This window comes from Rhodococcus sp. 66b (assembly GCF_002076325.1).
In the GTDB taxonomy this organism is placed as follows: Bacteria; Actinomycetota; Actinomycetes; order Mycobacteriales; family Mycobacteriaceae; genus Rhodococcus_F; species Rhodococcus_F erythropolis.
Window position 1 is genome coordinate 1 of sequence record NZ_MUZB01000037.1, and the last position, 9,036, is coordinate 9,036.

At 57.4% G+C, this 9,036-nt stretch carries 8 protein-coding genes and 1 pseudogene; 7 read left to right on the plus strand and 2 right to left on the minus strand.

Annotation, left to right across the window (positions count from 1 at the left end):
* Positions 1 to 70 precede the first annotated feature (70 nt).
* Positions 71 to 371: pseudogene (locus B0E55_RS30970) on the plus strand (IS3 family transposase); the annotation flags it as partial.
* 827 nt (positions 372 to 1,198) lie between these two features.
* On the opposite strand, the gene B0E55_RS32735 reads toward B0E55_RS30970, so the two are convergent.
* Positions 1,199 to 1,603, minus strand: a complete 405-nt coding sequence (locus B0E55_RS32735) for a helix-turn-helix domain-containing protein (RefSeq protein ID WP_108912757.1) — start codon at positions 1,601 to 1,603, stop codon at positions 1,199 to 1,201.
* Between the two features lie 160 nt (positions 1,604 to 1,763).
* Positions 1,764 to 1,997 carry a hypothetical protein gene (locus tag B0E55_RS31615; protein WP_125461315.1) on the minus strand — a complete coding sequence of 78 codons (234 nt, stop codon included), beginning with the start codon at positions 1,995 to 1,997 and terminating at the stop codon, positions 1,764 to 1,766.
* 44 nt (positions 1,998 to 2,041) lie between these two features.
* On the opposite strand from B0E55_RS31615, the gene B0E55_RS30975 reads away from it, so the two are divergent.
* From B0E55_RS30975 to B0E55_RS31000, 6 genes are all read left to right on the plus strand, one after another.
* The gene (locus B0E55_RS30975; protein ID WP_080911166.1) at positions 2,042 to 2,866 is read left to right on the plus strand and encodes an acyl-[acyl-carrier-protein] thioesterase; all 825 of its coding nucleotides are present in this window, start codon (positions 2,042 to 2,044) and stop codon (positions 2,864 to 2,866) included.
* 131 nt (positions 2,867 to 2,997) lie between these two features.
* A complete protein-coding gene (locus B0E55_RS30980) occupies positions 2,998 to 5,085 on the plus strand; it encodes a lipoxygenase family protein (RefSeq protein WP_019749966.1) in 2,088 nt (695 codons plus the stop codon).
* Between the two features lie 35 nt (positions 5,086 to 5,120).
* Complete coding sequence (locus B0E55_RS30985; RefSeq protein ID WP_080911164.1) at positions 5,121 to 6,275, plus strand: YncE family protein; 1,155 nt, start codon at positions 5,121 to 5,123, stop codon at positions 6,273 to 6,275.
* Positions 6,276 to 6,377: 102 nt separating this feature from the next.
* The gene (locus B0E55_RS30990; RefSeq protein ID WP_125461316.1) at positions 6,378 to 7,517 is read left to right on the plus strand and encodes a hypothetical protein; all 1,140 of its coding nucleotides are present in this window, start codon (positions 6,378 to 6,380) and stop codon (positions 7,515 to 7,517) included.
* Between the two features lie 270 nt (positions 7,518 to 7,787).
* Positions 7,788 to 8,033, plus strand: a complete 246-nt coding sequence (locus tag B0E55_RS30995; protein ID WP_051119249.1) for a helix-turn-helix domain-containing protein — start codon at positions 7,788 to 7,790, stop codon at positions 8,031 to 8,033.
* Positions 8,034 to 8,581: 548 nt separating this feature from the next.
* The coding region (locus B0E55_RS31000) for an aminotransferase class I/II-fold pyridoxal phosphate-dependent enzyme (protein WP_133053482.1) at positions 8,582 to 9,036 on the plus strand (455 nt) is incomplete at its 3' end.

Genomic DNA, 9,036 nt, shown 5'->3' on the forward strand with positions numbered 1-9,036 from the left:
CTCAACCCTGGACCGCAGACCATCACCCCGAACACCCGACACCATCGAAAAGCAGCTTGACTCTCAGGAGAGCATCCGGGGTAGCCAATTTCGATCACGAAAATTCATTCATGCATTGTCCGACAACGGTTTACAAGGTTCCATGGGTAGGGTCGGGGCGTGCGGCGACAATGCGGCGATGGAGTCTTTCTTCTCACTGTTGCAGAAGAACGTCCTCGACCGTCAACGGTGGTCAACTCAAGAACAGCTGCGGCTGGCGATCGTGACCTGGATCGAGAAAAACCTACCATCGCAAACGCCGGCAACGGCGCCTCGGGAAACTCACGCCGATCGAGTTTGAGACAATCAACCAGGCTGTATACGCGGCTTGAAGCTATCACCCCCACGCGTCAACCGAAGTGGGGGCAGTCCCCCTTGCATCTCCGGGTCGAATGGCCAGAAACCTTGCCTTGCAGCCTTTTTGGTCGCGGTTGGGCGCAATCATCCCACTACGATCCTCGTAGGTGCACGCCGTACTTGACGTGTGACTGTTTGGTTTAAGTGGGTCGGACGAAATCTGGTTGAGGTGACTGAGTTGTCGACGTAAATGGCCGCAGGTTGGCGATCCCTCGGCGTACGTTTGTTGCCAAAGAGAGAATCGGGCCGAGTGACCGCGTTTAAGGTAGATCCGGACTTTCTTTTCGAAACTCATTGCAGCGCAGTGCATTATGCCTCACCCTTTCGCGCTCTGATCCACCGTCATCCGACAATCCGGCTCGGCAGAACGAGGTCTGCCGCAGTCGGATTCGTGCAGGCCAAACGATCACGGATGCGGTCAAGAAGAATTCACTGATCGATGACTATTGCTGCGGTTTCGTTGTCACGACCTGAGGATCGTGGCGACCGCCCGTTCATGCGAGAATTCGTTAACTAATCGTGCAAAGTCAGTCGGCCCCTATAGTTTTCCACCTGGCTGGGAATTGGTTGGTAGCCTCGCCGTAATACCATTGAGTTTCACATTTATGTGGACCCATCTACGTTGAAAGATTATGCAAATGCATCGATGTTGATGGTGGTGAGGGTAGGGAATTTGAGGAATCTATTTTAAAATTATCCCCCAACCTCAGGGGTGAATCTGCTCGATTTTCATACGCGCGCAAGCGTGCTTCGCAGGTCCTAACGATTGGATCGATTCCGCAGTCGCAATTGCGCAATACTATTATTGTGGGGGCCGTCGGAGATGATCGGAAATCTCTACCAGTAGTTCCATCGACAGGTCGGAGAGCCCCACACACGCCGACAAAAGGCGACGCAAGCCCGGGCTGGCGAGCTTGCCGAGCACCTCGGATTCGTGAGTCCCGTTTGAACTGGCGGGGTCAGATCCGTGGGGGTCGAAGAAAAAATCGGGGGAGACGTTGAAGTAGTCAGCGAGCGCATCGACAACCAGGTTGGACGGGTTGGTGCGGACCCCCGTGCGTAATTGCGAGAGGTAGGGAGTAGATAACGGACATCCCCGCCGACGAACCTCCCTTGCTACATCCAGGTTGGTGAGTCCGACTTTGGATGAGGAGAAGAGAGCGTTGAGCTGTGTGCAAAAAACATGCTTTGCTGATGGGGATTCCATATGCGAGCCTTCGACTAGATTCGGTGTGAAACATTCATCTCAATAACATGTATAAGGCTAACCCGTGGCCCTGTCTTCAGGCGATCAGGACAGCGAAAGTTGACATTTCGTGCTGCTCAAATGACGCCCGGCTCTGCCGTCTAGGCGCCATAAAGGACCTTCACAAGGAATCATTACGAATCGACAAAATATTTTTGTGGAATTGTTTTTCTAGATGCAAATCGGTGCGGCAGAGCAGGCAATGTTCGATTTGGGCAGTGGCGTGAGAAACTGAAATCGTGGCGTTGGGGCCGAGCAGCATTGCGGTAGCTGGAACATTGCTATATGTTGCTGGAAGGCTGCCGCGTAAAGAAGGCTTGGCCGGAGGGCAGGAAACAGGCTTGGGTGACGTCACCCAGCTAATGGCGCTTCCGCATGGCGAGAGGGGGTAAACGCGAGATGCCAAGTACGGGAGGTCATTCGCGTGCTGCTAACGATTCAGCAATTGCACTGGCCGACAAAACCTCGGAGACTCCATCCTTTGGAGCGGAGTACCGGGTTCGTGGCGGTGATGTGTCCCCGGATTTAAGATTGCGACTCGACAGTGTGGCACGGTACCTACAGGATATCGCCACTGACGACCTTGCGGCTTCGAGTTTTGGATCGACCGATCCGTACTGGATTGTGCGCCGCACAATTATCGATGTGCTGAAACCGATGTCGTGGCCGGGAACGGTTTACCTAGAGCGGTGGTGCTCGGGACTGTCGACGCGGTGGGCAAACATGCGTGTGCGGATCGAGGAGGCACCTGATGTCAACTCCTTCAACCCTAAGTTCCGTCAAGCCGGAGTAATCGAGACGGAGTCTTTCTGGATCAATGTTAATGCTTCAGGGCTTCCTGCGAGGATCAGTGATGAGGGTTTCCGGCACCTCTCTGCGGGGACGTCCGAACGACGCGTGCAGTGGGTGTCGCTGAACGAAAAAGTTCCCCCGGACAAAAATTCCGACGACGTGTTCAGTGACCGAGTACATGTCTTGCGTGCCACAGACTTTGACCCATTCAGTCATGTGAATAACAGCGCCTACTGGGCCGTTGTCGAGGACGAGTTAATCGATCATCCGGACATCAAATTGGCGCCGCATCGTGCAGTGATCGAATACCTCAAGCCGATAGCGCCGCGTTCTTTGATCACTGTACGGCGAAGTCGTTTCGAGGGTCGGTTGAATTTGTGGCTACTCGTCCGTGGCACCGTCATGTCTACTGTCACTGTAACGAAATTATGATCAAGCTCGAAATGTAGGTGTCTCCATTATTCATGGGGCACAGAGTAATTCATCCCAAGTGTCCCTTTTGTGCGGTTCGTGAACGTGTGTGTGGACAACATCAGTGTGTGGATCGGCTAGGAGTTTGTCGTATGCAGCAACGAAGTTTGAATCGTCGGCGCCTGCTGGGCTTGTCAGCGCTCATCCCTGCGGCGTCGTTGGGCTTGACGGGAACAGCCGGGGCGACGCCGGCGCCGCCCGGGTTCCCGGTGCCGTTGCTGCCGCAGTTCGACCCCATTCCGTGGGCGCGTCAGGCTGCGCTCGTTCAGGCTCAATCGGCTTATACCTGGACGGAGGATCTGCCCTTTCTGACGGGAATCCCCGCGGCGTATTTCGTTCCGCTGGACTCTCTGCCGACCATCGAGTGGCTGATCGAGGGCATCGATACCGTGCTCGAATGGGCAGTGAACTTGGTCGCCTCGATTATCCCTCAGTTCAACGCCGGTGCGACAGGAACATTGGCCGATACTCAAAACGACCTGCGGGCGAAGCAACAACGGTCGGCGGAGTTGAACGCGAGGTTCACCTCGCTGGGCAACGGCAAATACAACATGCTGGGGGACCGCACCTCGGACGCGTACGTGACGGCGACTGCGGAAGAAGCCGCTCAAGCGACGATGCTTCAATCCGAGGCGATGGATCTGTTTCAACAGATTCTCATCCTGTTGGGAAACCTGCGGACCAATGTGCAGGCATTGCTCAAGACGAATCAGAGCATCGGCAGTTTCGGCACGCCCGACGGTTTGGCGAGGTACAACGCCATCTGGCAGACGATGCCGATACCGGGTGCCGCGGAGAATCTGCATGACGACAATTTCTTCGCGTACTTGCGGATCGCCGGTGCGAACACGAATGTCATCGAGCGTGTCGAGGGCATGTTGCCGGACAAGTTCCCTCTCAGCGACGAGCAGTACAGAGAAGGGTTGGGCGCAGATGATTCTCTCGACGCGGCGATCGGCGCCGGAAGATTGTTCATCACGGACTACGCCGAGTTGGGGAAACTGGCGCCGGAGCATGCCACCTACAAGATCCTGACCGGCGACGGATACAACTCGGCACCCGTAGCGGTCTTCGCTATCGCGCCCGGTGGCACCAAACTGCAACCGGTAGCCATTCAATGTGGTCAGGATCCGGCAACGGCTGCGATGTTCGTACGTCCCTCACCTGATGACCAGAAACACTATTGGGGCTGGCAGATGGCGAAGACGGTGGTGCAGACCGCCGACTTCAACCATCACGAGATGTTTGCTCATCTCGGTCGTGCCCATTTGGTCTCGGAAGCATTCGCACTCGCGACGAACCGGACGCTGGCACCGAATCACCCGTTGTCAGTTCTTCTCAAACCACACTACGAGGGCGACCTTTTCGTCAACTTCCTGGCAGCGACCATCATCTTGCCCCCGAATCTTTTCGCCGACATGATCCTCGCAGCTCCGCTTCCCGACATCTTGGATTCTGTCGGGCAGGACCGGCTCGACTGGCATTTCTACGAGCGTATGCCGCATCGTGATTTCGCGCGTCGCGGCGTCGACGATGCCAACGTGTTGTCCGAGTTCCCCTATCGTGATGACGCCCTATTGGTGTGGAGTGCCATCGAGGACTGGGTCGAGGACTACGTTCGGATCTATTACGAATCCGACAGCGACGTCCTCGGAGACACGGAGTTGACAGCGTGGGTGCATGAAGTCTCCTCGATAGGCAAAATAAACGGGTTTCGGCCGGTCACGTCCGTCGATCAGTTGATCGAGGTCATCACCATGGCCATCTACACCGCGAGCGCGTATCACGCGTCGGTGAACTACCCACAGGCCCATCTGATGACGTACGCCCCTGCCTCTGCCGGGATGATGTCGACTCCACCGCCGGCAACCGTCGAGGGCCACACCGAAGCGGACTGGATCAAGATGCTGCCCAACTTACTGACCTCGTTGGCGCAGTTCTATTTTCTCAACACTCTGGGAACGCTCTATTATCGGCCGCTGGGTGACTACCGGACGAATATTTTCCCATTTCCGCCGTCCTTCGGCGATCCGCGGGTCGCAGACAAAGACGGTCCGTTGCAACGCTTCCGAAGTTCGCTTCAGGATATCGAGGCCGAGATCCATCGACGAAATCAGTCCCGATGGCAACCGTACGAGTACCTGTTGCCCAGCAATATCCCGTCCAGCACCAATGTCTGAGTTCGTTTCTCGATCCAACTTTGAGGATGTATGACATGCCGGTAGTGTCCCGTCGTTTCACGTGCGCTGCAGTTGTCAGTGTTGCCGTTGCACTCGTGGTGGCGACGCCTTCGACTGCGACAGCGCAAGGTTCGCTCGATACGAGTTCCTCTCCTGCGCTCGACGAACCGTATGTCGGCGGCCCGGAAGGCGAACTGTTCATTCCGGAGGTCGACAATGACACGGTCGCGGTCATGGACACGGCGACGAACACCATCACAGAGCGAATTCCGCTGGATGTTCCTGTAGGACCGTCACATCCGGCTGTCTTGGCGAAGACGCCGGACGGCAGCAAGATCTACACCGACAATTTCGGATTGTTGTCACCGTCGATATCGATCATCGATCGCACGAACGACACCACAGTCACCATGCCGGTCGAGTCGGTCCCGTTGGGAATCTTCACATCTGGCGACGGGAAAGAGATCTACATTCCCGAGATGGGATTTGTGGTAGAGGTTCTCGACGTCGCCACCGATACGATTGTCCGGCGGTTGCGTTTCGATGATATTCCGGCAGGCGCTATGGCAGGTCCCGACGGGCTGATGTACGTCGGGTTCGTGAGCGGGTTGATCGGTGCCTACGATCCCGTCACCGGAGCGACGGTCAAGCCGCCGATCTGGGCGGGCGGACTGGCAACGTTCTGGTACAGCTTCACCCAGGACGGGAAGAAACTGTATACGGACACGGTCAATTCGATCGGCGTCATCGACGTCGAGAAATGGGAGTTGACAAAAACGATAGCGAGCGAGGAGAACGGAGTCGGAGGGTTGATGAACCCGGGCGCCTTCACGTCCGAAATTTCCCCTGACGGGCGAAAGCTGTACGTGACACGTTTCGGTAAGAACGGTGTGATGGTCTTCGACACCACCGACGACAAACTCCTCGGCGTCATTCCCACAACCGGGGATGTGATCGGACTGACGTTCAGTGCCGATGGGTCACGTGGATACATCTCCGATTCGGGCCCGACGTCCCGTAATGTTCCCGGCCCGATTGGCGAGGCAATCACGTTCATGAATCTGATCACGATTGGTTTCCTCGGCCCCGGCACGCTGATCACGTTCGATCCGGACACTGATCACATCCTCGACACCACCGCCACTGCCCCCGGCCCCGGCATTCCAGCGTGGGTGCCGCACCTTGACTGAACCCCGAAATTCCGCAGATCTCGCTTGCGAAACTCCGTGATCGGCACGCCCCCACGCCGGATCACGCACACCAATCCGCACTACCCATAGAAACGACACCCCATGCCATCGAAGAAGACCCAACGATCGACGGTGACCCGTCTGTTGGCGGCCGCCGTGACGGTCGGTGCAATCCTGACTTTTCCTGTTGCCGCACAAGCCAACCCGTCGATATCAGGAAGCACGAGCGGTCCGGACGGACTGATCTGGATGCCGAACTACGGCGCGAATTCGGTAGTCGGGTTCGATCCGGACACCCTCGACAAGGTCAAGGAGATCCCTTCCGTCGGTGATCACCCGCTGGTGATCAAGATGTTGCCGGATCAGTCCAGAATGTTCGTGGGAAACTTCGGGCCGTTGAGTTGGAACGTGTCGGTGATCGACATGAAAACGGAATCGGTGATCAGCCGCATCCCAACTCTCGGACCGGCATACGCCGTCTCGATTCTCTCGCACGACGGGCGATACCTGTTCGTACCGACCGGGGCATCGGTAGTGCACGTGATCGACACCCAGTCGCTGCAGATCGTGCGGACGTTGCCCATCGCGTTGCCGCCTGCGCCGGCGCACCTCGAGTTGTCTCCCGACGATTCGACGATGTACGCGTTCTCCACCGCAGGAACCATCACGAAGTACGACGCCGTCACCGGGGCACCGTTGGCGCCGCCACTGTTTTTGGGTGGGTTTGTGCCAGGTTGGGGGGCAGTCAGCGCCGACGGCAACACCATCTATGCAGTCAACTTCTTCTCTGGCTTGACCACCATCGACGCACGGAGCTGGACCGTGAGAAAGGTGCTGCCGATGGAGCTGACCGACGGCCCCCTCTCGGCGACATTGAGTCCGGACGGGAAAGAACTGTGGCTGTGCAACTACTTCGGCAAAGAAATCATCGTCATCGACACCGAGACGGGAGAGCCGAACCGGACGATCCCAACCGAGAACACGCCCGTGTACGTGGGGTTCTCGGCGGAGGGCGACAAGACTTACGTCAGTTCCGTTGACGGGACCTCAGGAGTTTTGGGCAATGTACCCGAACTTCCTTTCCTCCATGACGCCGTCGACGCATACGGATTGTTGAACGCGTACGCGGCGGCGCCGTTGAATCTCGACACGGTCTTGACCGCCTACGACACTGATACCTTCACCGAGATCGATTCGACCACGCTCAAGGGAGCACTAGTGGCCGGCGTTTATCCCGGCTGACCTCGCGAGCCATGCGACTGACAGCCGTCCGGCCACCACATTCCCACCGATGTGCTGATGAGGGCTGTTGCTGCGAGCGGGCTTCGGTGAACAAATGCAGGGTGGTGCGGGCCTGGCCGAGCAGAGAACTCAATGCCGAACGGATTCGACCACTGCCCGCGCATGGTCGACGAGCCGAACTGCCAAGCGGGTGAGCCTGACTCGCACGAGGTGCACGCCAGGTATCCCATTTTTTGCACGCCGGAGACTGTTGTCAGGAAGCTGAGAGTCATGGAGTCATTTGAGAGGCCCATTGTCGAGCAGAGGCTGACGTCCGGCCAGGTTGCGGCGATGTTCGGTGTCAATTCGGGCACTGTCGTGCGATGGGCACGCGCCGGCAAGATCGGCACGATGACGACGTCGGGCGGGCATCGGCGCTACCGGTTGAGCGAGGTTCGGGAGCTTCTGCGCGAGTTGGAGAGTAGCGGTTCCGACAGTGTGATCGGAGTCGGCCGTGTTGTGCCACGATCGGCTTGAGATCCCGCCAGCGCAATGGTTTCACGTTGTCGGTTACTTCGGGAGAGCTTTCGGCTAGCGGTGACCGAAAGCGCGTGAACCGCGTGTTTGCGTGCTCGGAGGCGAGGCGCGGCGCTCATGTTCACAGGGCCCGGCATGTATGCGAGAAATTCGTGGTCAACGAGAAGGAAGGGATAGACAGGGGTAAGTGAGCAGTACCATTATCTGGGGCGGAACTCCTGAACGCGTCGGTGATCATGTTGACCTTGTTGAGCACTTGACTGTTTGTCGGATGCGTGACGAATTCCCCATTCCTCCCCCCGGGAGGATCAATAATTGCAATCGAATGGGCGCCAGTAGTGGTACCCGGACAAGGAGTCTCGCGTGTCGAGCACAGAAGTTTTTCAGGCTGTTGTTGTCAAACCGTTGTTCACCCTGCCGGTGGAAATGTTGCGAATCGTCCAGCAAGTGGTCGGAGTCGTTCATTTCTAGCTCACTCAACACGCCGAAGGCTTCGGCTGGGATGCATGGCTTTCCGCGCGATCGTATCCTTTCCTTGGTAGGTTGTTGTGAGCACTGATCGCATCATCTTCTCCCGCCCCTATCGGGCATCGAACGAATTGTCGAATCTGGCAACGGTTCTGGAGTCCGATCACATTCACGGTGACGGACGTTTCACCAAGTCCGCGACTGCAGCGCTCAAAGCGATCACCGGATCCACGCATGCTCTGCTGACGACCTCGTGCACGCACGCACTCGAATTGGGTGCGCTGCTACTCGAATTGGGCCCGGGCGACGAGGTAATAGTTCCGAGCTTCGCGTTCAGTTCGGCGGCAACCGCCGTCGCGTTGCGCGGTGCCATTGTTGTTTTCGTCGACATCGATCCGAGTACCGGCAATATCGATCCCGACTGCGTCGCAGCGGCAATCACGGAACGAACGAAAGCAGTACTGGTCATGCATTACGGCGGAGTCGCCGCCGACATGGAACCTCTCCTCGACCTCGCGGAACTCCACGGCGTCGC